Source organism: Rahnella sp. CG8 (assembly GCF_023701875.1).
In the GTDB taxonomy this organism is placed as follows: domain Bacteria; phylum Pseudomonadota; class Gammaproteobacteria; order Enterobacterales; family Enterobacteriaceae; genus Rahnella; species Rahnella aceris.
On sequence record NZ_JABAED010000002.1, the window covers coordinates 181,285 to 205,147 of the forward strand.

At 54.0% G+C, this 23,863-nt stretch carries 21 protein-coding genes; 17 read left to right on the forward strand and 4 right to left on the reverse strand.

Going from position 1 to position 23,863, the window contains the following annotated elements:
• Positions 1 to 8: 8 nt before the first annotated feature.
• Positions 9 to 998: a VirK/YbjX family protein gene (locus HGO41_RS02770; RefSeq protein ID WP_037036068.1), complete on the forward strand. Its 990-nt coding sequence runs from the start codon at positions 9 to 11 to the stop codon at positions 996 to 998.
• On the opposite strand, the gene HGO41_RS02775 is transcribed toward HGO41_RS02770, so the two are convergent.
• Positions 995 to 2,728, reverse strand: a complete 1,734-nt coding sequence (locus HGO41_RS02775; RefSeq protein ID WP_013574766.1) for an ATP-dependent endonuclease — start codon at positions 2,726 to 2,728, stop codon at positions 995 to 997. The two genes, HGO41_RS02770 and HGO41_RS02775, sit on opposite strands and share 4 nt — an antisense overlap.
• A gap of 189 nt (positions 2,729 to 2,917) precedes the next feature.
• On the opposite strand from HGO41_RS02775, the gene HGO41_RS02780 reads away from it, so the two are divergent.
• The 7 genes from HGO41_RS02780 to HGO41_RS02810 all read left to right on the forward strand — a co-directional run bounded on the left by HGO41_RS02780 (position 2,918) and on the right by HGO41_RS02810 (position 12,492).
• Positions 2,918 to 3,817, forward strand: coding sequence for a LysO family transporter (locus HGO41_RS02780; RefSeq protein WP_013574765.1), 900 nt, complete (start codon positions 2,918 to 2,920; stop codon positions 3,815 to 3,817).
• A 166-nt stretch (positions 3,818 to 3,983) separates the two neighbouring features.
• Positions 3,984 to 5,636 (forward strand): hydroxylamine reductase, encoded by a 1,653-nt coding sequence (gene hcp / locus HGO41_RS02785; protein ID WP_013574764.1) that lies wholly within the window; start codon positions 3,984 to 3,986, stop codon positions 5,634 to 5,636.
• A gap of 6 nt (positions 5,637 to 5,642) precedes the next feature.
• Positions 5,643 to 6,656, forward strand: a complete 1,014-nt coding sequence (gene hcr / locus HGO41_RS02790) for an NADH oxidoreductase (protein WP_250980742.1) — start codon at positions 5,643 to 5,645, stop codon at positions 6,654 to 6,656.
• 295 nt (positions 6,657 to 6,951) lie between these two features.
• The gene (poxB, locus tag HGO41_RS02795; protein ID WP_112151153.1) at positions 6,952 to 8,673 is read left to right on the forward strand and encodes a ubiquinone-dependent pyruvate dehydrogenase; all 1,722 of its coding nucleotides are present in this window, start codon (positions 6,952 to 6,954) and stop codon (positions 8,671 to 8,673) included.
• A gap of 77 nt (positions 8,674 to 8,750) precedes the next feature.
• A complete protein-coding gene (ltaE, locus tag HGO41_RS02800) occupies positions 8,751 to 9,764 on the forward strand; it encodes a low-specificity L-threonine aldolase (protein ID WP_013574761.1) in 1,014 nt (337 codons plus the stop codon).
• Positions 9,765 to 9,846: 82 nt separating this feature from the next.
• The gene (locus HGO41_RS02805) at positions 9,847 to 11,301 is read left to right on the forward strand and encodes a DUF2867 domain-containing protein (protein ID WP_112151154.1); all 1,455 of its coding nucleotides are present in this window, start codon (positions 9,847 to 9,849) and stop codon (positions 11,299 to 11,301) included.
• A gap of 156 nt (positions 11,302 to 11,457) precedes the next feature.
• Positions 11,458 to 12,492: an NAD-dependent epimerase/dehydratase family protein gene (locus tag HGO41_RS02810; protein WP_013574759.1), complete on the forward strand. Its 1,035-nt coding sequence runs from the start codon at positions 11,458 to 11,460 to the stop codon at positions 12,490 to 12,492.
• A 22-nt stretch (positions 12,493 to 12,514) separates the two neighbouring features.
• Here the strand turns inward: HGO41_RS02810 and HGO41_RS02815 are convergent, their stop codons facing one another.
• Both HGO41_RS02815 and HGO41_RS02820 read right to left on the reverse strand, forming a co-directional pair.
• A complete protein-coding gene (locus HGO41_RS02815; protein ID WP_285427126.1) occupies positions 12,515 to 13,363 on the reverse strand; it encodes an N-acetylmuramoyl-L-alanine amidase in 849 nt (282 codons plus the stop codon).
• Positions 13,360 to 13,686 carry a heavy metal-binding domain-containing protein gene (locus tag HGO41_RS02820; RefSeq protein WP_013574757.1) on the reverse strand — a complete coding sequence of 109 codons (327 nt, stop codon included), beginning with the start codon at positions 13,684 to 13,686 and terminating at the stop codon, positions 13,360 to 13,362. The genes HGO41_RS02815 and HGO41_RS02820 overlap by 4 nt, the downstream gene beginning before the upstream one ends.
• Before the next feature lie 187 nt (positions 13,687 to 13,873).
• Between HGO41_RS02820 and HGO41_RS02825 the strand changes: the two genes are divergently transcribed.
• The 9 genes from HGO41_RS02825 to sanA all read left to right on the forward strand — a co-directional run bounded on the left by HGO41_RS02825 (position 13,874) and on the right by sanA (position 22,596).
• Positions 13,874 to 14,455 (forward strand): lipoprotein, encoded by a 582-nt coding sequence (locus tag HGO41_RS02825; RefSeq protein WP_013574756.1) that lies wholly within the window; start codon positions 13,874 to 13,876, stop codon positions 14,453 to 14,455.
• Between the two features lie 210 nt (positions 14,456 to 14,665).
• Complete coding sequence (gene artP / locus HGO41_RS02830; protein WP_015689572.1) at positions 14,666 to 15,394, forward strand: arginine ABC transporter ATP-binding protein ArtP; 729 nt, start codon at positions 14,666 to 14,668, stop codon at positions 15,392 to 15,394.
• 47 nt (positions 15,395 to 15,441) lie between these two features.
• Positions 15,442 to 16,173 carry an arginine ABC transporter substrate-binding protein gene (artJ, locus tag HGO41_RS02835; RefSeq protein ID WP_013574754.1) on the forward strand — a complete coding sequence of 244 codons (732 nt, stop codon included), beginning with the start codon at positions 15,442 to 15,444 and terminating at the stop codon, positions 16,171 to 16,173.
• A gap of 12 nt (positions 16,174 to 16,185) precedes the next feature.
• Entirely contained in the window at positions 16,186 to 16,902 is a 717-nt protein-coding gene (artQ, locus tag HGO41_RS02840; RefSeq protein WP_013574753.1) for an arginine ABC transporter permease ArtQ, read from the forward strand.
• Complete coding sequence (gene artM / locus HGO41_RS02845) at positions 16,902 to 17,570, forward strand: arginine ABC transporter permease ArtM (RefSeq protein WP_112151156.1); 669 nt, start codon at positions 16,902 to 16,904, stop codon at positions 17,568 to 17,570. The genes artQ and artM overlap by 1 nt, the downstream gene beginning before the upstream one ends.
• A gap of 227 nt (positions 17,571 to 17,797) precedes the next feature.
• Positions 17,798 to 18,532: an arginine ABC transporter substrate-binding protein gene (locus HGO41_RS02850; protein WP_013574751.1), complete on the forward strand. Its 735-nt coding sequence runs from the start codon at positions 17,798 to 17,800 to the stop codon at positions 18,530 to 18,532.
• A gap of 173 nt (positions 18,533 to 18,705) precedes the next feature.
• Complete coding sequence (gene cdd / locus HGO41_RS02855) at positions 18,706 to 19,590, forward strand: cytidine deaminase (RefSeq protein WP_015689569.1); 885 nt, start codon at positions 18,706 to 18,708, stop codon at positions 19,588 to 19,590.
• 158 nt (positions 19,591 to 19,748) lie between these two features.
• A complete protein-coding gene (locus HGO41_RS02860; RefSeq protein ID WP_013574749.1) occupies positions 19,749 to 21,446 on the forward strand; it encodes an NAD-dependent malic enzyme in 1,698 nt (565 codons plus the stop codon).
• 226 nt (positions 21,447 to 21,672) lie between these two features.
• On the forward strand, positions 21,673 to 22,596 hold the full coding sequence (gene sanA, locus HGO41_RS02865; protein WP_250980743.1) for an outer membrane permeability protein SanA: 924 nt from the start codon (positions 21,673 to 21,675) through the stop codon (positions 22,594 to 22,596).
• Positions 22,597 to 22,839: 243 nt separating this feature from the next.
• Here sanA and mglC read toward each other — a convergent pair whose 3' ends face one another.
• Positions 22,840 to 23,850, reverse strand: a complete 1,011-nt coding sequence (gene mglC / locus HGO41_RS02870; RefSeq protein ID WP_013574747.1) for a galactose/methyl galactoside ABC transporter permease MglC — start codon at positions 23,848 to 23,850, stop codon at positions 22,840 to 22,842.
• Positions 23,851 to 23,863: the final 13 nt, after the last annotated feature.

Below are 23,863 nucleotides of genomic sequence, written 5' to 3' on the forward strand. Positions count from 1 at the left end.
GTATTTCCATGACTACTTTCAGCTACCCTTCTGTAGAAAAGGCGCCACTTACCGGCCTTCAGTTAATGAAGGCATTGCTCACCCGTCAGATAACGCCGGGGCCATCATGGGAATTACCACGCTATCGCCTCAAATTCCTCTTCCGCACGCTGGCGCACCCGCGCAGAACGTTTGGGATGCTTGATTATCTGGCACAGCATCCGCAGCGCGACGAAATCCTGACCGCCATGCCCAGCCTGCCTTGTAAGCTGCACAGGGCGTATCAGTCGGCAAATATCACGCCGCAACAGGCGATGAAACGCATCACTGATCACTACGATATGATTGGTCATTGCCTGCCCGACGCGATTAATCACGGTTATCTGAATAAAAAGCCGATGGCGATCGCCACGCTGACAGGCAAAGAGGGGCAACATTTTTTTGTCGCCTTTAATGCCATCAGCCGTCTCGATAAAGAAGGCGAAGCCACCCTGACATTTAATACTCCGCAGGGTGAACCGATTGCGATCGTGACGTTTTCGTTTATTGAATATCAGGGGCGTCCTACGCTGTTTATCGGCGCGTTACAGGGGCCACGCGCGCACGTGGATCATCTGGAGATACAAACAGCGACCAAAGCCTGCCACGGTTTATTCCCTAAACGTCTGGTGATTGAAGCGCTGACCACACTCGCAGACGTCACCGGCATGCAGCAAATCGTGGCGGTGGGAAATCACACCCATATTTATGAAAACCCGCGCTACAAAAAACGCAAAGGCATGGTGTTTGCCGATTACGACAGTTTTTGGGAAACGCTGGATGCTAAACCGGGCGATGACGGTTATTTCCATTTACCTTCACAGATTGCCCATCGCCCGCTGGAAGAAATCGCCAGTAAACGACGCTCGGAATACCGTCGCCGTTACCAGCTGTTAGACGATCTGGAAACGCAGATCCGTCACACTTTTTCCAGCGGACATGGCAACCCCGTGATAACCGAAAACAGCCACGCCGCTTAATCCGCCCTGCCGCGTGCCAGCCATGCCACGCGGGAAAACATTTGCCGCAGCAGCGGAGGAATAGACGAGGTTCCCCGCAACGAGGCCGCAAGTGCCACATCAATCGCCAGATCTGGCTTCGAACTGCGGTGAATGGCTTTATCGATAATTCTTCTCGGCGACATCGGCACATTGTCCGGTATCGCCGCATTCTTGCGGTAAACGTCTTCGAAACCCTCGCGATACAGGAAGTGTTCGATATCCTGCGACGGCAACGCCGTCAGGCGATATCGCAGCGTATCGTTGTGGTTTTCCACGTTCGCAATCACTGTCGCAGCATATTTGCGACCGGCTTCGTCACCGTCGACCAGCGCATGCCATTCGATGCCCATTTGCCGCGCAAAACGCAGCAGAGGCTTCAGGCCACATTGTGCAAACTCAATAACCTTTATCCCTTCCGATTCAAAATGATAACCACACTGACGCGCCAGCTGGTTCAGCAACCAGACTTCGGTCTCGCCTTCCACCAGCAGCCAGCAGCGGGCGAATAAAGACGAGGGACGGTTAAAACGGATATGGAAAGCGATGCGGCGGCTGTCTTCCATACTCAGCCCTTCAGGACCGATGGCGTAAGCCGCGACGCGGCCGGACTCACGCACCAGTCTGCATATTTGCTCAACGGGCACCAGCGACAACAAATCGCCGGAGTTGGTGGTGGTGATGCGCTGCAACGGCAACTGATCCAGTAATCCCCAGGCCACCGATAGCATGATCGGATGCAAACGGGTTTCGGGGTCTTCAATGAGTAACAGTGGCCGGGCATCCGGATGCAGCACCACCGAGCCTTTCGCCTGTAACAATGTCGAGAACATGCCAAGCAGCATCACCCGCATACTGCGGCTGTTGGGTTCGGCAATCATGCGATTGATGTTATCCAGCGAACGCCATGCGCGGCGGCTCTCCGCCCGGCCATGACGCTTTTGCTGCCAGGGTGCGCTGCTGGACGTCCCCTGCTCGGCAAAATAGTGTTCCAGCAACTGTCGCATCGCCGACAGGCCACTGCGCAGTTCACTGTTTTTCAGCGTCTGCGGGCTGTGAACCAATTCGCGCGTCAGTTCATCAAGCTGTTTTGCCAGCTCTTCATTATTGACTGCCAGCCGCGGCGCCAGTGTTTCGCTGCGCAGACGGCGAATAAAGCGCGCATCGCGTAAGCGTAATACCGGGTTCAGGCGGATCAACGCCTGCGCAAGCGGATCAATCGTCGTCAGATTTAAAGGCTGACCGTTGGACGACAGAAAACTGCGCAGCGTCATCACGCTGCCATCGTCGTCCAGCTCTCCTTCAAGACGATAATAGATACGGTTCAGTTTATCGGCACATTTCACCCAAAGCGGTGAGAGCGGATTAAAGCGCGGCGACATATGATGACCGGCCTGGTTCTCGCAAAATGTAAACACCACGTGCAGGTACTGTGATTTGGCCTCCTCTTCGCCTGCCGGGAAATAGAAATCCTCCTCTTTAAAGCAGTACAATTTAGATTCGGGGGAAAGCAGCAGAGTTAACGCATCGAGCAGGCTGGATTTCCCCCAGGCGTTCTCGCCGATTAACACGGTGTTGGTCAGAAAGGATTCGGCCTGCCCCTGATGGGCAGAACCGGTAATCGATGCGCCACGTTGCGCGGGCTGCGTCAGCGTCAAAGACAGGCGGTTAATCCCGCGAAAACCGACAATATCAACACGTTCCAGATACATCAGACGCCTCCTGTGTGCTCAAAACTTTCCTGAGCATGGCGTTAAAAATCGGTTCAGGTCAAGCTCGCAGAGATATCTCTGCGTGCCGAAGCTGCTTTACAGTCAGATAACTTTTCGTTAGCGTGGCGGGCGGCATTTTATGTGCTGCGCGCCACTCATGGGATCTTACTTTTCAGGGACTTTTGCATCATGTACTCCGGGCTGTTAATTATTCTTTTGCCGCTGATTGCCGGCTACCTTATTCCGCTCAAAAACCGTGCCCTGTTGCATCTTGTCAACCAGTTACTGAGCTGGATGGTGTACGTCATCCTGTTCATTATGGGCATCAGTCTGGCTTTCCTGGACAATCTCAGCACCAATTTGCTGCTGATTTTCAAATATGCCGCCGTCTGTTTCCTGTGCATCTTCGTGATGAACTACGCCGCGCTGTGGTTGCTGGAACGCCGCAAGCCCTGGAAAACGCAGTATAAACAGGAAAAATTGCCGTCCCGCATTCACATGGCACTGGAATCACTGAAACTGTGCGGCGTGGTGGTCGGGGGTTTTGCGCTGGGTCTGACACAATGGCACTGGCTTACCTTCGCGTCGCAGGCCAGCGAAATCGCGTTGTTATTCCTGCTGGCGCTGGTCGGTCTGCAACTGCGCAACAGCAGCATGACCCTGCGCCAGATTATCCTGAACCGTCGCGGCATGATGGTAGCAATCGTGGTGGCCCTCAGCGCCCTGATTGGCGGTGCACTTGCCGCACTGCTGCTGGGTTTACCGCTGAAAACCGGGCTGGCCATCGCCTCCGGTTATGGCTGGTATTCGCTTTCAGGCATCGTTCTGACAGATTCTTTCGGACCGGTGATTGGCAGCGCGGCCTTCTTTAACGATCTTGCCCGCGAACTCTGCGCCATCATGCTGATTCCGACACTGGTGCGCAGCAGCCGTTCGACGGCACTCGGCCTGTGCGGCGCGACATCCATGGACTTTACCCTGCCGGTGTTACAGCGCAGCGGCGGACTGGATATGGTGCCTCCGGCCGTGGTGCACGGCTTTATCCTCAGCCTGATTGCCCCGGTCTTAATGGCCTTTTTTTCTGCCTGATCCCTGCCCGTCCCGCTGCCATCCCGCAGCGGGAACCGCCCGGCAAAACTTGCGGTAAATCAACTCCGCGTCACTTTGTCTTAAAAATCCCTTCATTTCTGTCTCAGCCAGCTCTAGGCTTGCATCAAAACAAGCATTTCAAATGCAACTTTAAAAGGACCTCATTATGTTTTGTGTGCAATGTGAACAAACAGTCCGTACCCCGGCGGGCAATGGTTGCGCGTATGCGCAAGGTATGTGTGGCAAAACAGCCGAAACTTCTGATTTACAAGACTTACTGGTCGCGGTGTTAGAAGGTTTATCTGCCTGGGCACTGACCGCACGCGGCTATGGCATCATTGATGAAGAGATCGACAGCTTCGCGCCCCGCGCCTTTTTCTCCACGCTGACCAACGTAAACTTCGATTCCGAGCGTATTGTCGGCTATGCCCGTGAAGCCGTTCTTTATCGCGAATCGCTGGCTACCCGCTGCCGTCTGATGGATGCGGAAATCACCATTAACCATCCGCTGGCCGCACTGGAACTGGTGAGCGATAATCTCAGCGAGCTGCAACAGCAGGCACAGCAATTTGCGCTCAACGGTGACAAAGCGCAGATCGGTGATGACATTCACGGCCTGCGTATGCTGTGCCTGTATGGCCTGAAAGGTGCAGCGGCGTATATGGAGCACGCGCATGTTCTGGGCCAGTCTGATAGCGCCATTTACGCCGAATATCATCGCCTGATGGCGTGGCTGGGCACGCAACCGTCCGACATGGGCGAGCTGCTCGCGAACGCGATGGCAATCGGCAAAATGAACTTTGGCGTGATGGCCATTCTGGACAAAGGCGAAACCGATGCTTACGGACATCCGCAACCGACGGCGGTCAATGTCCGTCCGCTGGCAGGTAAAGCGATTCTGATTTCCGGTCACGACCTGAAAGATTTGCAGATGCTGCTCGAGCAAACCGTCGGCACCGGTATCAATATTTACACCCACGGCGAAATGCTGCCGGCGCACGGTTATCCCGAACTGAAAAAATTCCCGCATCTGGCCGGTAACTACGGCAGCGGCTGGCAAAATCAGCAGGTGGAGTTCGCCAAATTCCCCGGCCCTGTCGTCATGACCTCAAACTGTATTATTGACCCGAATGTCGGGAATTATGGTGACCGCATCTGGACCCGCAGCATTGTCGGCTGGCCGGGTGTGCAACATCTGGAAGGCGAAGATTTTGCGCCGGTGATTGCGCAGGCATTGCAGCTTCCGGGCTTCCGCTACAGCGAGATTGAACAGGAAATTACCGTCGGATTCGGCCGCCAGACCTTACTCAGCGCAGCAGACACCGTCATCGATCTGGTTGCCGCAAAAAAACTGCGCCACATCTTCCTGATCGGCGGGTGTGACGGCAGCCGTGGCGAACGCAGCTACTTCACCGATCTGGCGCTTAGCGTACCGCAGGACTGCCTGATCATGACGCTGGCCTGCGGCAAATACCGCTTCAACAAACTGGATTTCGGTACGCTTGAAGGCCTGCCTCGTCTGCTGGACGTCGGCCAGTGTAACGATGCCTATTCCGCCATTATTCTGGCCGTGAATCTGGCCGAGAAATTAGGCTGTGGTGTGAATGATTTACCGCTGAGTCTGGTGCTGTCGTGGTTTGAACAGAAAGCGATCGTGATCCTGCTGACCCTGCTGTCGCTCGGCGTAAAAAATATCGCCACCGGCCCGACGGCACCGGCCTTCCTCACCGATAACCTGCTGGCGATCCTGAATGAAAAATTTGGCCTGCGCGCAATCACCTCGGTTGAGCAGGATCTGAAAACCATGCTGCCGGAGTAAGCTGACATGAAATTTCCTTTATTTCCCGATCAGCCGACCGCGTTGTGCCAGAACCGCATGCAGGTGTATTCCGTCACACAGGAAACGCCGGATGTCCGCACACTGTCGCTGATTAATCACGATGTGTATTCGTACCGTCCCGGCCAGTTTGCTCTGGTGAATATTGGCCAGAGTGGTGACGTACAGCGTGCCTATACACTGTCTTCCACACCGGGCAATAGCCGCTTTATTCAGCTGACGGTGCGCCGCATCGGGGGCGGCGTAGGTTCGCCATGGCTGACGCAGCAGGTGAAAGCCGGTGATTATCTCTGGCTGAGCGATGCGCAGGGGGAATTCACCTGCGATACGCCACAGCCTTTGTTGCTGCTGTCGGCTGGCTGTGGCGTGACGCCGGTTATGTCGATCACGCGCGATATTCTGGCGCATCATCCGGCGCAAAGCGTGCAGGTGTTTTATAGCGTGCGCAGCCCGCAGGACATCATTTTTGCCGAAGAATGGCAGCAAATGGCCGCAGCGTATCCGCAGCTTAATCTGACTCTTCTTGTGGAACAGGATGCAAAACCCGGCCAAATCGCCGGTCGCCTGAGCCAGGATCTACTGCAAAGTCAGGTGCCGGATATCCGTGAACGTCGGGTAATGATTTGCGGCCCTGCGCCTTATATGCAACTGGCCGGAGAATGGGTGAAACAACTGGGCGCAGTGGCAGAGAATATCGTCAAAGAGCAGTTTCAGGCACAGCAAACTGAAGTGTCTGCCGACCAGCAACTGACGCTGACCCGCCTGACACCGTTACAGAATTACCGCGTACCGGTGGGAACGACATTGCTGGCAGCCATGGAACAGCACAGTTTGCCGGTCACCGCAGCCTGCCGTGCAGGCGTCTGCGGCAGTTGTAAAACCCGGATACTTTCCGGTGATTACCAGACCACCAGCCGCATGACGCTGACCGACGAAGAGGTCGCTCAGGGTTATGTACTGGCCTGTAGCTGTCAGCTCCAGGGCGATGTCACCCTCGCCTGATCCCCCGCAGTAACTCACTGCCCGCTCATGACTTTTTACAGTCTGCGCGGGCAGATTTACAATTCTTCACCTCCCTCCTCCGCATATTTTTGTATGGTTTAAGGCTGAACATTCAAGGATGTAATCAGTGGACTATGCTTAATCCACTTATTTGAAAATTAGCCCTAAATCATTCGAGTTGGATCAAGGCGGCAACTGAGTGAATCGCCGGGAGCATACATAAGTATGTGACCGGGTTCGCGAAAGCAGCCAACGCAGAGGCAGCTCGAAGGATGACGGGCGCACCGGAGGGACTATGAAACAAAGCGTAGCAGCATACCTGGCGAAAACTCTCGAGGCAGCAGGCGTAAAAAGGATCTGGGGCGTCACCGGCGACTCCCTGAACGGGTTAAGCGACAGCCTGAACCGCATGGGCACCATCGAATGGCTGGGTACGCGCCATGAGGAAGTGGCCGCATTCGCCGCCGGAGCCGAAGCACAAATCACCGGCGAACTGGCGGTGTGCGCAGGTTCTTGTGGCCCGGGCAACCTGCATCTGATCAACGGCCTGTTCGATTGCCATCGCAATCACGTGCCGGTTGTCGCGATTGCCGCGCATATCCCGTCGAGTGAAATCGGCAGCGGTTACTTTCAGGAAACCCACCCGACCGAATTATTCCGCGAATGCAGCCATTACTGCGAACTGATCAGCAATCCCGAGCAACTGCCGCAGGTGCTGGCGATCGCCATGCGCAAAGCCATTCTCAACCGTGGCGTGTCGGTGATTGTGCTGCCGGGCGATGTGGCGCTCAAGCCTGCGCCGGAAGATGCTAAAGTCAGCTGGTATCCGCCTGTGCTGCCAAAAGTCACGCCACAGCCTACAGAACTGGAAAAGCTGGCGGAACTGCTGAACGGCGCGACCAACATTACGATGATGTGTGGCAGCGGCTGCGCGGGTGCGCACGATGAAGTGATCAGACTGGCTGAAACCCTGAAAGCGCCGGTGGTGCATGCACTTCGCGGCAAAGAACATATCGAATGGGATAACCCGTACAGCGTCGGTATGACCGGGCTGATCGGCTTCTCTTCCGGTTATCATGCCATGCTCAATGCCGACACGCTGATCCTGCTCGGCACGCAATTCCCGTATCGCGCGTTTTATCCGACCGATGCCAAAATCATTCAGATTGATATCAATCCGGGCAGCATCGGTGCACATTGCCATGTGGATATGGCGCTGGTTGGCGACATCAAATCCACCCTGACCGCCCTTCTGCCGCAGTTGCAGGTAAAAAATGAACGCAAGTTCCTCGACAAGGCGCTGAAGCATTACGAGGAAGCGCGCAAAGATCTCGACGGGCTGGCGACGCCGAACGACAAGCAACCGATCCACCCGCAATATCTGGCGCAGCAGATTAGCCGCTTTGCCGCTGCCGATGCGATTTTCACCTGCGACGTCGGCACGCCGACCGTCTGGGCGTGTCGTTATCTGCAAATGAACGGCCAGCGCCGTTTGCTCGGCTCGTTCAACCACGGCTCGATGGCCAACGCCATGCCGCAGGCGATTGGTGCGCAGGCCATTGACCGCTCACGTCAGGTTGTGGCGCTGTGCGGCGACGGCGGATTTGCCATGCTGATGGGGGATTTCCTGACGCTGGCGCAGCAAAAGCTGCCGGTGAAAATCATCATTTTCAATAACAGCGTACTGGGCTTTGTGGCAATGGAAATGAAATCCGGCGGTTATCTGACGGATGGCACCGAGCTGAAAAATCCGGATTTCGCCGCTATCGCTGAAGCTGCAGGCATCAAAGGCATTCGGGTTGAAAAAGCCTCCGATATCAACACCGCCTTGCAGGATGCGTTCGCCTACGAGGGGCCGGTGCTGATCGATGTGATCACCGCCACTGAAGAACTGGCGATGCCACCGCAGATAAAATTCGAACAGGCAAAAGGCTTCAGCCTGTACATGCTGCGCGCGGTGATCAGCGGCCGGGGCGACGAAGTGGTCGAACTGGCAAAAACCAACTGGCTGCGATAACCCCGACAGGGCTATAGTGCATGATTAAATAATCATACCTGCCCCTTTAAGGGGCATTCACCCAGAAGGAAGCCACGTTGATCGATTTACGCAGTGATACCGTAACCCGCCCCAGTGAAGCTATGCGTCAGGCCATGGCCCGCGCTGAAGTCGGCGATGATGTCTACGGCGATGACCCAACGGTAAATGCTTTACAGGACATGGCGGCAAAGTTGTGTGGCAAAGACGCGGCGCTGTTTTTACCAACCGGTACGCAGGCCAATCTGGTGGCGTTGCTGACGCACTGCCAGCGTGGCGAAGAATATATTGTTGGCCAGAAAGCTCACAATTATATGTATGAAGCAGGTGGAGCCGCGGTGCTCGGCAGTATCCAGCCTCAGCCGCTGGACATGGATGCTGACGGTTCTATCCCGCTGGATAAGATCGCGGCAGCCATCAAGCCCGATGATATCCATTTTGCCCGGACCCGTCTGCTGAGCCTGGAAAACACCCACAGTGGCAAAGTGCTTCCGCTGGATTATCTGCAAAAGGCGTTCGCCTTCACCCGCGAAAAAGGGCTGGCACTGCACATTGATGGCGCGCGTATCATGAATGCTGCAGTGGCACTGAACGTGGAATTACGTGAGATCACTCAGTATTGCGACACGCTGACCATCTGCCTGTCGAAAGGTCTGGGCGCACCGATTGGTTCCCTTCTGGTCGGCAGCAAAGAGTACATCCAGCGTGCTAACCGCTGGCGCAAAATGACCGGTGGCGGTATGCGCCAGTCCGGTATTCTGGCCGCAGCAGCAATTTACGCGCTGGAAAATAACGTTTCACGTCTGCAAGATGACCACGACAATGCACAGTGGCTGGCACAGGAACTGCGCAAAATCGGCGTAGAAATCGCTGAACCCGGTGCCCAAACCAATGTGCTGTACATTAAACAAAGCGCGGAACTGGCAGCCAAAATGGGGCCGTGGATGCAGGAGCGCGGTGTGATCATCAGTGCGGGGCCGGTCACACGCGTGCTGACGCATATCAATATCAGTCGTGAAGATCTGCAAAAAGTCGTGGCGCTGTGGCAGGAATTCCTGCATCAGCACGCCTGACAATCCGGTTGACGGCGATAGCCTGCGCGGGTATCGCCGTACTTTCTGCTTTATCTCCCTTACACTGACCGAGCAAATGGAAATGCCAATCACGACACACACTGGCCGGATCGTCGTTCTCGGTGCCAGCGGGTATATCGGACAACATCTGACGGCGCATCTGAGCCAGCAAGGTTTCAAGGTCACGGCCGCCGCACGCCGTATCGAATGGCTGCAACAGCAAAAATGGCCAAACGTCCGTTGCTGCTTCGCGGATGTCTATCAGAGTAAAACGTTGGCTGCCGCCTTTGAAGGCGCTGACGTGCTGGTATATCTGGTTCACGCCATGGCAGAAGATGATGATTTACTGGAAAAAGAACGGCAGGCGGCGCAGCACACTCTGCTGGCACTGAAAGATTCCTCCATTAAGCACATTGTTTATCTCGGCTCAATGCAGCCGGAAGGCAATCATTCAGCGCATTTGCAGGCGAGAAAACTCACCGGCGATTTGCTGCGCATGAGTACCATTCCGGTGACGGAAATGCGCACCGGCATCGTGATTGGTGCCGGTTCTGCCGCGTTCGAAGTGATGCGTGACATGGTGTACAACCTGCCGGTGCTGACGCCGCCGCGCTGGGTTCGCTCAAAGTCATCGCCCATTGCACTGGAAAATCTGCTTAATTATTTACAGGGGCTGGTGACACTGCCTGCCACTGAAAATCAGATTCTGGAGGCGGCAGGGCCGGAATACATCAGCTATCAGACGCTGTTTAAACGCTTTATCGCGATGAGCGGTAAACGCCGCTGGCTGCTCCCCGTTCCCCTGCCAACATCTTTTGTTTCGGTATATTTTCTCAGCCTGATCACCTCCGTGCCGACGTCACTGGCAAAAGCGCTGATCCAGGGGCTGAACCACGATTTACCGGCCGACAGTGAGAAACTGCAAAAGCTGATCCCGCAAACACTGATCCCCATTGATGAGGCGATCCGCAGTACGCTGGAAAAAGAACAGCAACAGATCATGGATTCACCGGACTGGGGATACGATCCTGACGCCCGTGCGCGCTGGCGTCCAGGCTACGGTTATTATCCGAAACAGGCGGGTTTCACGTTGGAAACGTCGGCGTCAAAAGCCGCATTATGGAAAGTCATTCAGCAGCTTGGGGGCGCTGAAGGGTATTTCTATGCCAACGGTTTGTGGAAAACGCGGGCACGGATCGACGATTTACTCGGCGGCGGCGTGAAATACGGCCGTCCGGATCGTGATTTCCTGAAACCTGGCGATAAAATTGATGGCTGGAAAGTGATCGGCCTGAAACCTCAGCGCGAACTGGCGCTGTTATTCGGCATGAAAGCGCCGGGGCTCGGTCGTTTAACGTTCACGATTACCGACCACGGTGAAAGCCGCAGCCTGGATGTGCGCGCCTGGTGGCATCCGGCAGGGTTCAGCGGCCTGCTTTACTGGTTCAGTATGATGCCCGCTCATCAGTTTATTTTTCGTGGTATGGCAAAACGCATCGCCAGCCTTGCCCGGCAGAAAGACCGTTGCGGACGCTAAAGAGGGTCATTTAATCTGCTTTCAGACACAGCTTTCCCCCTTTCCCATTGCAACCCGCACAATTTCACGAAAGAATGGCACCCTTATTGCTGAGGGGTGCCAGAACCCCGACGCTGACAACAATTTTTCTCTATTTATGAAGGCATTGGCCTGTATATGAAGGTTTTGGTTACCGGTGCGAGCGGCGGTCTTGGAAGAAATGCCGTTGAGTTTCTGCGAAATAAAGGCATCAAAGTCAGGGCGACGGGACGGAATGCCGCCATGGGATCGCTTTTGCAGAAAATGGGCGCAGAATTTATTCACGCCGATCTCACCACGCTGGTGTCTGCTCAGGCCAAAGCCCTGCTGGCAGATATCGATACCGTCTGGCACTGCTCAGGGCTGATGTCGCCGTGGGGCAGTGAACAGGAATTCGAGCTGGCGAATGTGCGCGCCACACGGCGTCTGGGCGAATGGTCCGCGGCATATGGTGTGGAAAACTTCGTGCATATTTCGTCACCGGCGATCTACTTCGATTTTCACCATCACCGTGATATTCAGGAAGACTTTCGCCCGCACCGTTTCGCCAACTCCTTTGCACGCAGCAAAGCCGCCGGTGAACAGGTGATCCACACGCTGGCATTGTCGAATCCACAAACGCATTTCACCATTTTGCGACCGCAGGGCATTTTCGGCCCGCACGACAACGTCATGATGCCGCGTTTGCTGCAAATGCTGAAATATGGCGGAACACTGATGCTGCCACGCGGCGGAGAAGCGCTGGTGGACATGACCTACGTTGAGAATGCCGTGCATGCAATGTGGCTGGCGACGCAGTCGCAGGCAACAGAATCAGGTCGCGCGTTCAATATTACGAATCAGCAACCGCGTCCGCTGTGTACGCTGGTGAAACAACTGATGGAAAATCTGGATATCAAATATCGCATCCGTTCGGTGCCGTATCCGCTGCTGGATATGATGGCGCGGGGCATGGAGCGCATCAGCAAAAGCTCGCAGAAAGAACCGGTGCTGACGCATTACAGCGTGGCAAAACTCAATTTCGATCTCACGCTCGACACACAGCGTGCGCAGAAAGAACTCGGTTATGTGCCGGTAATTTCACTCGATCAGGGGATTATCCGCACCGCCGACTGGTTGCGCGATCACGGTAAACTTCAGGGGCTGCACGGCATCGGCCCGAAACGCGACTGACCGTAAAAGTCAGTCGCTGGTTTCAGTCGTTCTTATCCGGAAACTGCTGTAACAGCGCCCGGACGATCGCTTCGGTTTCAGCATCCGCATGGCCGCGATAATCACTCTGGCGGAAATGCATCTGGAATGCCGCAATCACCCGACGCTGCTGACGCGGCGTCATATTATCTTCCACTGAATATCCGTACGCTTTCAGCAACACCAGCAACTGCGCCTGATCGACAGGCTGTTGCGGATTACGTCCCGCCAGATACTGATTCACCCGCGCCGCATCCGGCCACGCGCCAATCCCACGTTCTGCCATTTCCTGCCAGGGGAACAGCGGACCGGGGTCATCTTTGCGCTGCGGCGCGATATCGCTGTGCGCCACCACATTGCGCGGTTCTATCTGATAACGCGCGACAATCTCCTGGCTCAGATTAGCCAGTAAATCTATTTGCGCAGGCGGGAACGGATAGAATTTTTTGCCGAGCAAATAGTTGCTGTAGCCTTTATTCTCCAGTTCGATGCCCACCGACGTATCGTTAAGATTGGTACGCCCGCGCCAGCTGCTGGCACCGGCATGCCAGGCGCGCATATTTTCAGGCACCAGTTGCCACGCCACCGGTTTACCCGCTTCAAGTGGCGGTTGCGCCGGGATCAGATAATGTGCGCTGACGTGCTCATCTGTAAGCGTATTTAATGCGTTGTTGAAATCTTCAGCGGTGTAATGGATCACCAGAAAACGGATCCGCTGATCTGCGCCCTGCGCCTGTCGCGCCGTTTCCAGCCGGAATGGCGCATCCGCGCCCTGCTGGCTGGCGTGCTGACAACCGGCCATCATGAGTAATGCGACGGTGAACAGACCCCGTTTCACACGCTGACAGATCATTTGCGATGCACAATCACTGCGGTGCCGGACACGCTGACCATCAGCATGCTGCTGTCTTTGCCCACGGTTTCATAATCGATATCAATACCGACAACCGCGTTCGCACCGCGCTCTTTCGCCTGTTCTTCCAGTTCACGGAAAGCAATTTCACGCGCCTTGCGCAGCTCTTTTTCATAAGCGCCGGAACGCCCACCGACGATATCGCGCACACCAGCAAAGAAATCACGAAAAATATTTGCCCCTAAAATCGCTTCGCCCGTCACTACGCCGCAATATTCAGCGATGGTGAAACCTTCGAGGGTCGGAGTGGTTGAAATTTGCATGCGTATTCCTTATCAGTTGTCGTCCAAATCCTGGCAATAATGTCATTAATAGCATAAACCCTGCGTGAGAGATCAAGGTATTACCTTTGACTGATTTCTCTTCGTCATGCATTAAGCCAAATCGGTTTTATACTGTATGGTAAAGAACGTCATGGTGAAAATGTTCAATCTTTCAGTAAGGAATACAATGAAAAAGAAAACCCTTGTCGCCGCCATCCCGCTGGTACTGATGTTAAGTGCCTGCACCACGGTAGAACCTGCATATAAGGACATTGGCAGCCGCACCGCACCCTGTGTCGATGGCGGCCCTGACAGCGTTGCTCAGCAATTCTATGATTTTCGCATTAAACAAGGCGGCAGCGGATTACCCAATTCCAGCCAACTGGCCGCATACCGACCTTATCTGAGCACCGCATTGTATGATGCGCTGCTGAAAGCGCAGTCACATCCGAAAGTCGATATCGCCGCCTCACCGAACGAAAAAACGGGTGCTGGTTCAGGCGATGGTGACATTTTCTCCAGCCTGTTTGATGGACCGACGTCTGCCTCCGTAGACAGCGCCTCCACCATACCGAACACCGACGCCCGTAACATTCCCCTGCGCGTCACCTTCACACATGAGAAAGACAAAGGCGCATCGACAAGCTGGAAAGATGAAGTGCTGATGGTGCGTGAAGGCCAATGCTGGACTGTTGATGATGTGCGTTATATGGCAAACCTCGATTTCGCTTCAAGTGGCACACTGCGCCAGGTTTTAGAACACCAGTAAGCCATTCCTTTCTCTAAAATAGCGGTTGCATAATGTGGGTCAGTGATGAATATCGTCATTGACCAACATCCCCGTCACAGCGGTTTAACAATATGATGTGCTACACTTTGGCATTCCTGCGGTAACACATAATTTTTAAGCCGCGATCGTTGCATAACTATGCTGCGGAAGTTACCATCTGCGGCATCAATGGCTATTCACTATTTGCGCATGAGTATTCAACTTAATAGCATCAACTGCTTCTACGGCGTGCATCAGGCGCTTTTTGACATTCAGCTCGACTGCCCTGCCGGTGAAACTCTGGTTTTACTCGGCCCAAGTGGTGCAGGCAAAAGCTCCCTGTTACGTGTTCTGAACCTGCTGGAAATGCCGCGTTCAGGCACTTTGCAGATCGCCGGTAATACCTTCGATTTCACCCGCAAACCGGATGAAAAAGCCGTTCGCGAATTGCGTCAGAACGTCGGCATGGTTTTCCAGCAATACAATCTGTGGCCGCACCGCACGGTGCTCGACAACTTACTGGAAGCGCCTATGCGAGTGCTGGGGCTGACCAAAGACGTTGCGCTCGCGCGTGCCCAGAAATTGCTGACCCGTCTGCGTCTGACCGATTACGCCGATCGTTTTCCGTTGCATCTTTCCGGTGGCCAGCAACAGCGTGTGGCGATTGCCCGTGCGCTGATGATGGAGCCTCAGGTTCTGCTGTTTGATGAACCTACCGCCGCGCTTGACCCGGAAATCACCGCCCAGATCGTCAGCATTATTCGCGAACTGGCCGGCACCGGCATTACTCAGGTTATCGTGACCCACGAAGTTGAAGTTGCGCGTAAGACCGCCAGCCGCGTGGTGTACATGGAAAATGGCCGCATTGTCGAGCAAGGCGATGCCTCCGTTTTCGCACAGCCGCAAACCAAAGAGTTTGCCAGCTACCTTTCCCACTAAACTGTATTTCTATCAATACATTGATTGATGTTTCTACGGAGTTTGCGATGAAAAAATTAGTAATTGCCGCGGTTCTGGCTACCGTCAGTTTGTCTGCCAGCGCTGCTGATACCATCCGTTTCGCGATGGAAGCGTCTTATCCTCCGTTTGAGTTTGTAGACTCCAGCAATCAGATCCAGGGCTTTGACGTCGATCTGGCGAACGCCATGTGTAAAGAGATGCAGGCAACCTGTACGTTCACCAATCAGGCGTTCGACAGCCTGATCCCGAGCCTGAAATTCCGCCGTTTTGACGCGGTGATTTCCGGTATGGACATCACGCCTGAACGTCAGAAACAAGTGGCATTCACCAACCCGTACTACGATAACTCTGCTATTTTCATCGCCCATTCTGGTCAGTTCACTGACGTTGCTGCGCTGAAAGGCAAACGAGTCGGTATGCAAAACGGCACGACTCATCAGAAATACCTGATGGATAAGCACCCTGAAATCACCGCCGTACCTTACGACAGCTATCAGAATGCCGTACTGGACCTGAAAAACGGTCGTCTGGATGCCGTATTCGGTGACACCGCCGTGGTGAATGAATGGCTGAAACAGAACAAAAATCTGGCCGCTGTGGGTGACAAAATCACTGACCCGACTTACTTCGGTACCGGCCTGGGTGTTGCGGTTCGTCAGAACAATACCGAATTGCTGACTAAACTGAATGATGCTCTGGCAAAAGTGAAAGCAGACGGCACTTACAAAACACTGTATTCAAAATGGTTCCAGCAATAAGTTTGCCTATCAATGACTGAATTCCAACCTTTAGCAAGCGCCGCCGGGATGACCGTCGGCCTTGCCGTTTGTGCGCTGATCCTCGGCCTGGTGCTGGCGATGATTTTCGCAGTCTGGGAATCCGCGCCGTGGAAGCCGCTTAGCTGGCTGGGCACCGCGTGGGTTACCGTGCTGCGCGGTCTGCCGGAAATCCTGGTGGTACTGTTCATCTATTTTGGTTCCTCACAACTGCTGATGGTGCTGGCCGATGGCTTCAGCATCAACCTCGGCCTGTTCGCCATCCCGATCAAGTTGCCGATTGAGAACTTCGAAGTCAGCCCGTTTGTGTGTGGTGTGATCGCCCTTTCCCTGCTGTATTCGGCTTATGCATCGCAGACATTGCGCGGCGCACTGAAAGCCGTGCCACAAGGACAATGGGAGTCCGGTCAGGTGTTGGGCATGAAAAAGTCGGCGATTTTCTTCCGCCTGATCATGCCGCAGATGTGGCGTCATGCGTTGCCGGGACTGAGTAATCAGTGGCTGGTGCTGCTGAAAGATACCGCACTGGTATCCCTTATCAGCGTGAACGACCTGATGCTGCAAACCAAAAGCATTGCGACCCGTACGCAGGAGCCATTTACCTGGTATGTGATTGCGGCGTGTATCTATCTGCTTGTTACCCTGTTCAGCCAGTTCGTGATTAAACGTATCGAACTGCGTACCACACGCTTTGAACGGAGTGCATCCTGATGTGGGAATATTTACCTGAAGTCCTGAAAGGATTGCACACCAGCCTGACACTGACCGTGGCGGCACTGATTGTTGCACTGTTACTGGCGATGATTTTCACCGTCGTTCTGACGCTGAAAGTGCCGGTTGCCAGCCAGATCGTTAAAGGTTACATCACGCTGTTTACCGGCACACCGTTGCTGGTGCAAATCTTCCTGATTTACTACGGACCGGGCCAGTTTCCGTCGATCCGCGAAATTCCGTGGTTATGGGAAGTCCTGTCGCAGCCGTGGCTTTGCGCGATGTTTGCATTGGCGCTGAACAGCGCGGCATATACCACACAGTTGTTTACCGGTGCGGTACGCGCTATTCCGTCCGGCCAGTGGCAGTCGTGCGAAGCACTTGGCATGTCGAAGCCGCAAACCTTGCGCATTCTGTTGCCGTACGCCTTTAAACGCGCGCTGTCATCGTATTCCAACGAAGTGGTGCTGGTGTTTAAAAGTACCTCGCTGGCCTACACCATTACGCTGATGGATGTGATGGGTCACAGCCAGCTGATGTACGGTCGTACGTATGACGTGATGGTATTTGGTGCGGCCGGTGTGGTTTATCTGTGCGTGAACGGGTTGCTGACCCTGATGATGCGCCTGATTGAGCGTCGTGCACTGGCATTTGAACGCCGTAACTGATAGCCAGAGAAGAATCTGAAGGGACGAGAAATCGTCCCTTTTTTTGTGCCGGAAAAAACATCCCCCTGTTTCAATTTATAATTTTTTAATCAAATTTATTGCATATAAATTCATTTAGTGGCACTTTGTTCTCAGGTTTCACTTCCTGCCAGTTACCCGATTAAATTAATAAAATCAGTAAACTGTACCATGAAGGGAATGTCATTTTTTGAACAGGAATGTATTGCATGAAAAAGCTGATCCTCGCCGCCCTCTTGTCTGCCACGGTTTTCACTGCCACCGCTGCGGACACCATTCGTTTCGGCACATCCGCCACGTATCCGCCGTTTGAATCTATCGGCGCTGACAACCAGATTATTGGTTTTGATATCGACCTGGCGAACGCGCTGTGTAAGCAAATGCAGGAAACCTGTACCTTCACCAATCAGCCGTTTGATGGTCTGATCCCGGCACTGAAATTCCGTCGTTTCGATGTGATTATTTCCGGTATGGATATCACGGAAGAGCGCAGTAAACAGGTGACGTTCACCCAGCCTTACTACGCTAACACGGCGATGATTATCGGGCCGAAAGGCAAGTTTGCTTCTATTGCGGACCTGAAAGGTAAGCGTGTTGGCCTGGAAAATGGCACCACGCACCAGAAATACCTGATGGAAAAGCATCCTGAAATCACTACCGTCGGTTACGACAGCTATCAGAATGCGATTCTGGATCTGAAAAGTGGCCGTCTGGACGGGCTGTTAGGCGACACCGCCGTGCTGAACGGCTGGCTGAAATCCAACCCGAATCTGGGTGAAGTCGGCGAGCTGATTAAAGATCCGCAATACTTTGGTACCGGCGTCGGCATGGCGGTGCGTCCTGATAATAAGGAACTGCTGGCGAAGCTGAACACAGCGCTGGAAGGGATCAAAGCTAACGGCGAATTTAAAAAGATCAATGACAAGTGGTTCCCGGCTCACTGATTCCCCGTCATCCTTTTTTAACAGCCGTCTGAAAAGGCGGCTGTTCTGCGTAACATCCCTCAAAAATGTAATCTGCCAGAACTTATTACATCGAAAAAGTGACATTCATCACACTACATTCATGGAATGACTTTTACACTGTTCAACCGTAATCACTGCGAGATCGAATGTTTATGCACGCACGTTTTCACACCGCCTTTGCGGCACTCCCTGAAAATTTATCCTCCGCGCTTGAGCCGTTTTTGCGTCATGATGACTTCCCGGCAATGCTCACTGCGGCTGATGTTGCGCAGATAAAACAGGCGACCGGACTGGACGATGACGCGCTGGCATTTGCCCTGCTGCCTCTGGCCGCAGCCTGTTCCGTTACGCCTATCTCTCATTTCAATGTCGGTGCGGTTGCACGCGGAATTTCAGGCAATTTGTATTTCGGTGCCAACATGGAATTCGCCGGTGCGCCGATGCAACAAACGGTTCACGCTGAGCAATCCGCAGTCACGCACGCCTGGCTGCGTGGTGAAACCCGTCTGGCCTCCATCACCGTGAATTACACCCCTTGCGGGCATTGTCGTCAGTTTATGAATGAGCTGACCAGCGGCACAGCGCTGGATATCCATCTGCCCGATCGTGATGTAGCAACACTTGGCGATTATCTGCCGCACTCCTTCGGCCCGAAGGATCTGGACATCACCACCCTGCTGATGGACCAAGTGAATCACGGTTACACACTGGAAAGCACCGACTCCCTGGCACTCATGGCACTGGATGCCTGCAATCAAAGTCATGCGCCTTACAGTAAGTCGCACAGTGGTGTGGCGCTGGAAACCCATAACGGCAAACAGTTCGGTGGCCGTTACGCCGAAAACGCCGCATTCAATCCGAGCCTGCCTCCTTTGCAGGCCGCGTTAATCCTGCTGAATATGTCAGGTGAAGATTGCCTGAAAGTTCGCCGTGCAGTACTGGTCGAGCAAAAAGATGCGTTGATCACGCAAAACGATGCCACGCGTGCCACGTTAAAAGCACTGGGCTGCAAAGATATCACCACGCTGACCTGCTGATAGTGTGAGCCGGTTAACACTAAAGACTCTGTTTCCGGAGTCTTTAGTTACATAACATTGTCATTACATTTGTCATTTGAAATCCTTATTTCCTCTCTGTTACCCTCACCGCTCCGAAATATAAAAAACAACATTCTGAAAACCGGAAGAGTAAAACGATGGAACTTGAATACGAAAGTAAACGCCCCCTGTACATTCCCCACGCTGGCCCGATCCTGTTAGAGTTTCCGTTACTGAATAAAGGCAGCGCTTTTACTGAAGAAGAGCGCAGCAACTTTAACCTTCACGGTTTACTGCCGGAAGCGGTGGAAACCATCGAAGAACAGGCTGACCGTGCCTACCGCCAGTTTCAGAATTTCAAAACCGACATCGATAAACACATCTATTTGAGAAACATTCAGGACACCAATGAGACGCTGTTCTACCGTCTGCTGGACAACCATCTCAGCGAAATGATGCCGGTGATTTATACCCCGACCGTCGGCGAGGCCTGCGAACACTTTTCAGATATCTACCGCCGCGCCCGTGGCCTGTTCATCTCTTATCCGAACCGCGCCCACATCGATGACATGCTGCAAAACGCCACCAAACAACACGTAAAAGTGGTGGTGGTGACTGACGGCGAACGCATTCTCGGTCTGGGCGACCAGGGCATCGGCGGCATGGGCATTCCGATCGGTAAGCTTTCCCTGTATACCGCCTGTGGCGGCATCAGCCCGGCGTATACCTTGCCGGTGGTTCTGGACGCCGGTACCAACAATCCGCAGTTACTCAACGACCCGCTGTACATGGGCTGGCGTCATCCGCGCATTACGGGTGAAGAATATGAAGCGTTTGTTGATCAGTTCATTCAGGCCGTAAAAATCCGCTGGCCAAACGTGCTGCTGCAGTTTGAAGATTTCGCACAGAAGAATGCCATGCCGATCCTCGAACGCTACCGTGATGAACTGTGCTGCTTTAACGACGATATTCAGGGCACAGCGTCCGTGGCGCTGGGTAGCCTGATTGCCGCCAGTAAAGCCGCCGGGGGCAAACTGAGCGATCAGACAGTCGCCTTCCTCGGTGCGGGTTCTGCCGGTTGTGGTATCGCAGAACAAATCGTTGCGCAGATGAAATCTGAAGGTCTGAGCGAAGAAGAAGCCCGCGCCAAAGTCTTTATGGTCGACCGCTTTGGTTTGCTCACCGATAAACTGCCTAACCTGCTGGATTTCCAGAGCAAACTGGTGCAGAAAAGCAGCGCACTGGCCAGCTGGGGCATGGAAAGCGACAGCGTTTCCCTGCTGGATGTGGTGCGTAACGCCAGGCCAACCGTGCTGATCGGCGTTTCCGGCCAGCCGGGGCTGTTCACCGAAGAAATCATCCGCGAAATGCACAAACACTGCGCACGTCCGGTGGTGATGCCCCTGAGCAATCCGACGTCCCGCGTGGAAGCCACACCTGCCGATATCCTGAACTGGACCGACGGCGCCGCGCTGGTCGCCACCGGCAGCCCGTTTGCACCGGTGAGCCACAAAGGCAAGCTCTACCCTATCGCACAGTGCAACAACTCCTTCATCTTCCCGGGGATCGGGCTGGGTGTGATTGCCTCGGGCGCCACCCGCGTTACCGACGGTATGCTGATGGCCGCCAGCAGAACACTGGCAGAGTGTTCGCCGCTGGCCACAGAAGGCACAGGCTCGCTGCTGCCGGACGTTGACGATATTCAGGGCGTGTCTAAATGCATCGCGATGGCCGTCGGTAAGGCCGCGCAGTTGCAGGGCGTGGCGATGGTAACGTCAGAAGATTCTCTGTCGAAAGCCATTGAGCATAACTTCTGGGCACCGCAGTACCGAAGTTATAAGCGCACGTCTTTCTGATCCGACGGTAGTAAAAGAAGTCCGGCTATGATCCAGACCAATGCCTTATGCATTGGTCTTTTTTTTCGTCCAAATTGCAGTACGTCGCGCAGATTAAGAAGTAATTCACTGAAAAGTGCTGAAAAAAGCTGCGAAGCCTGTGGATGCAGAGTCCAACGTATTGCGAACCCCGAACAGGTAAAGTAGCCTTGGATCCGATTTCCATCCGGTCATAACAGGGATACCTATGATTAAGCGACTTATAGCTGGCGTTTTCGGCATCATTATTCTGATGCTGGCTGTCGCTATTGGGCTTGATCAGTGGATAAGCTTACGTACCCAGCCCTACATTTATGACGAAGTACAAACCCTGCCGCACCGTCAGGTCGGCGTGGTGCTCGGAACAGCGAAGTATTACCGCACCGGCGTCATTAATCAGTATTACCTGTACCGGATTCAGGGCGCGATTAATGCCTACAACAGCGGCAAGGTAAAATATCTGCTGCTGAGCGGTGACAATGCACAGCAAAGTTATAACGAGCCGAGCACCATGCGCCGCGACCTGATTGCCGCCGGTATTCCCGCCAGCGATATCGTGCTCGACTACGCCGGATTCCGTACGCTCGACTCCATCGTGCGTACCCGCAAAGTCTTCGACACTAACGATTTCATCATTATCACCCAGCGTTTCCACTGCGAACGCGCGCTGTTTATCGCGCTGCACATGGGCATTCAGGCACAATGTTTCGCCGTACCATCGCCAAAAAATATGCTCAGCGTGCGCAGCCGCGAGATCTTCGCCCGCCTCGGCGCGCTGACGGATTTGTATCTGCTTAAACGCGAACCCCGCTTCCTTGGCCCGCTAATCCCTATTCCTGCGGTACACACCATTCCGGACGATGCCCAGGGCTACCCGGCGGTAACACCGGAACAACTGCTGGCATTACAACAGCAACTTGAAGCCGAGAAGAAAGCCGCTATCGCCAAAGCCGCGGCAGATAAGGCAGCAGCGGATAAAGCTGCTGCGGAAAAAGTGGCCGCAGACGAAGCAGCCAGAGTCAAAGCGGAGCAGGAAGCCAATGACGCCGCTCAGGATGAAACCGAGGATGCCGCACCGGCACCGCAACCTGAACCACCGAAACCGGTGGGCAGAAATCCTTTCCAGCAGTGATCGCCGGACCGCTCCCTCCCCTGCGAAGGGGAGGGTTGGGGTGGGGTATTAAGGTCAAAAGCAAGATTTAAAGTGAGCTTTGACAAAGAGTTAGCCTTTAAAACCCCCTCCCAACCTCCCCCTTCGCAGGGGGAGGAGCAAAGACCACTCCCTCCCCTTCGCAGGGGAGGGAGTTGATCGAGCCCCGAATTTAATACAGCAAAAAGGCCGCATAAGCGGCCTTTTATTTGTCTTTCCGATGGATTACTTCTTCTTGGCGTACTTCAGGGAATCCAGCGCCACCGCGAAGATGATGATGCTGCCCTTGATAATGTACTGCCAGTAAGGGTTCACGCCGATGTAGGTCAGGCCGTAGTTGATGACGGTGAAAATCAGCACCCCTGTCACCACCCCTGCCACAGAACCCACACCACCGGCGAATGACACGCCGCCGACCACACAGGCTGCGATGGCATCGAGTTCATACATAAAGCCGAGGTTGTTGGTCGCACTGCCGATACGCCCCGCTTCGAGCAAACCGCCGAACGCGTAGAACACACCAGACAATGCATAAATCATAATCAGGTTTAACGGGACGTTAACGCCGGAAACTTTCGCGGCTTCAGGGTTACCACCGATAGCAAAGATGTTTTTACCGAAGCGGGTTTTGTTCCACAACACCCAGACAAAGGCGATCGCAATCAGCGCGTAGAACGTAATGTAGGAAAGCTTCAGACCACCTAAATGGATAAAGCCTTGTGCAAACTGGGAGAAGCCCGGGTCAAAGCCTGCGACCGGTGAAGAACCAACATAATCGTAATACAGGGAGTTAATCCCGTAGACGATAATCATCGTGCCCAGCGTGGTAATAAACGGCGTTACGTTCAGGTAAGCGATAATAATACCGTTCAGCAAACCAATTAATGCACCAACAATACACACGGTCAGAATAACCAGCGGAATGGGCACCACTTCCAGATTCGGGAATACTTTGTTGACGTTGTCCATCGCCTGCAACATGGTGGCCGCAACAACCGCTGCTAACCCGACCTGACGCCCGGCTGACAGGTCAGTACCCTGGGTGACGATAAGCCCTGCCACGCCCAGTGCGATAATAACGCGCACGGATGACTGAGTCAGAATGTTACTTAAGTTGACGAGACTGAGGAAGCTCGGATCCTGGATGATAATAATGGCCAGTAAGACCAGCAGGACCACATAAATCCCGCCCTCTTTTAAATAAGTGAGCACACTTTTCTTATTTAATGCTTTCATAATAAGAACCCTT

Bases quoted from the DNA above. Each gene is read 5' to 3' on its own strand.
- HGO41_RS02810 (WP_013574759.1), top strand. From the start codon at position 11,458: ATGAAGGTTTTGGTTACCGGTGCGAGCGGCGGTCTTGGAAGAAATGCC.
- poxB (WP_112151153.1), top strand. From the start codon at position 6,952: ATGAAACAAAGCGTAGCAGCATACCTGGCGAAAACTCTCGAGGCAGCA.
- hcr (WP_250980742.1), top strand. From the start codon at position 5,643: ATGAAATTTCCTTTATTTCCCGATCAGCCGACCGCGTTGTGCCAGAAC.
- HGO41_RS02850 (WP_013574751.1), top strand. From the start codon at position 17,798: ATGAAAAAGCTGATCCTCGCCGCCCTCTTGTCTGCCACGGTTTTCACT.
- artJ (WP_013574754.1), top strand. From the start codon at position 15,442: ATGAAAAAATTAGTAATTGCCGCGGTTCTGGCTACCGTCAGTTTGTCT.
- HGO41_RS02815 (WP_285427126.1), bottom strand. From the start codon at position 13,363: ATGATCTGTCAGCGTGTGAAACGGGGTCTGTTCACCGTCGCATTACTC.
- HGO41_RS02780 (WP_013574765.1), top strand. From the start codon at position 2,918: ATGTACTCCGGGCTGTTAATTATTCTTTTGCCGCTGATTGCCGGCTAC.
- mglC (WP_013574747.1), bottom strand. From the start codon at position 23,850: ATGAAAGCATTAAATAAGAAAAGTGTGCTCACTTATTTAAAAGAGGGC.
- artQ (WP_013574753.1), top strand. From the start codon at position 16,186: ATGACTGAATTCCAACCTTTAGCAAGCGCCGCCGGGATGACCGTCGGC.
- HGO41_RS02820 (WP_013574757.1), bottom strand. From the start codon at position 13,686: ATGCAAATTTCAACCACTCCGACCCTCGAAGGTTTCACCATCGCTGAA.
- HGO41_RS02825 (WP_013574756.1), top strand. From the start codon at position 13,874: ATGAAAAAGAAAACCCTTGTCGCCGCCATCCCGCTGGTACTGATGTTA.
- HGO41_RS02770 (WP_037036068.1), top strand. From the start codon at position 9: ATGACTACTTTCAGCTACCCTTCTGTAGAAAAGGCGCCACTTACCGGC.
- HGO41_RS02805 (WP_112151154.1), top strand. From the start codon at position 9,847: ATGCCAATCACGACACACACTGGCCGGATCGTCGTTCTCGGTGCCAGC.
- HGO41_RS02860 (WP_013574749.1), top strand. From the start codon at position 19,749: ATGGAACTTGAATACGAAAGTAAACGCCCCCTGTACATTCCCCACGCT.
- hcp (WP_013574764.1), top strand. From the start codon at position 3,984: ATGTTTTGTGTGCAATGTGAACAAACAGTCCGTACCCCGGCGGGCAAT.
- HGO41_RS02775 (WP_013574766.1), bottom strand. From the start codon at position 2,728: ATGTATCTGGAACGTGTTGATATTGTCGGTTTTCGCGGGATTAACCGC.
- artM (WP_112151156.1), top strand. From the start codon at position 16,902: ATGTGGGAATATTTACCTGAAGTCCTGAAAGGATTGCACACCAGCCTG.
- cdd (WP_015689569.1), top strand. From the start codon at position 18,706: ATGCACGCACGTTTTCACACCGCCTTTGCGGCACTCCCTGAAAATTTA.
- artP (WP_015689572.1), top strand. From the start codon at position 14,666: ATGAGTATTCAACTTAATAGCATCAACTGCTTCTACGGCGTGCATCAG.
- sanA (WP_250980743.1), top strand. From the start codon at position 21,673: ATGATTAAGCGACTTATAGCTGGCGTTTTCGGCATCATTATTCTGATG.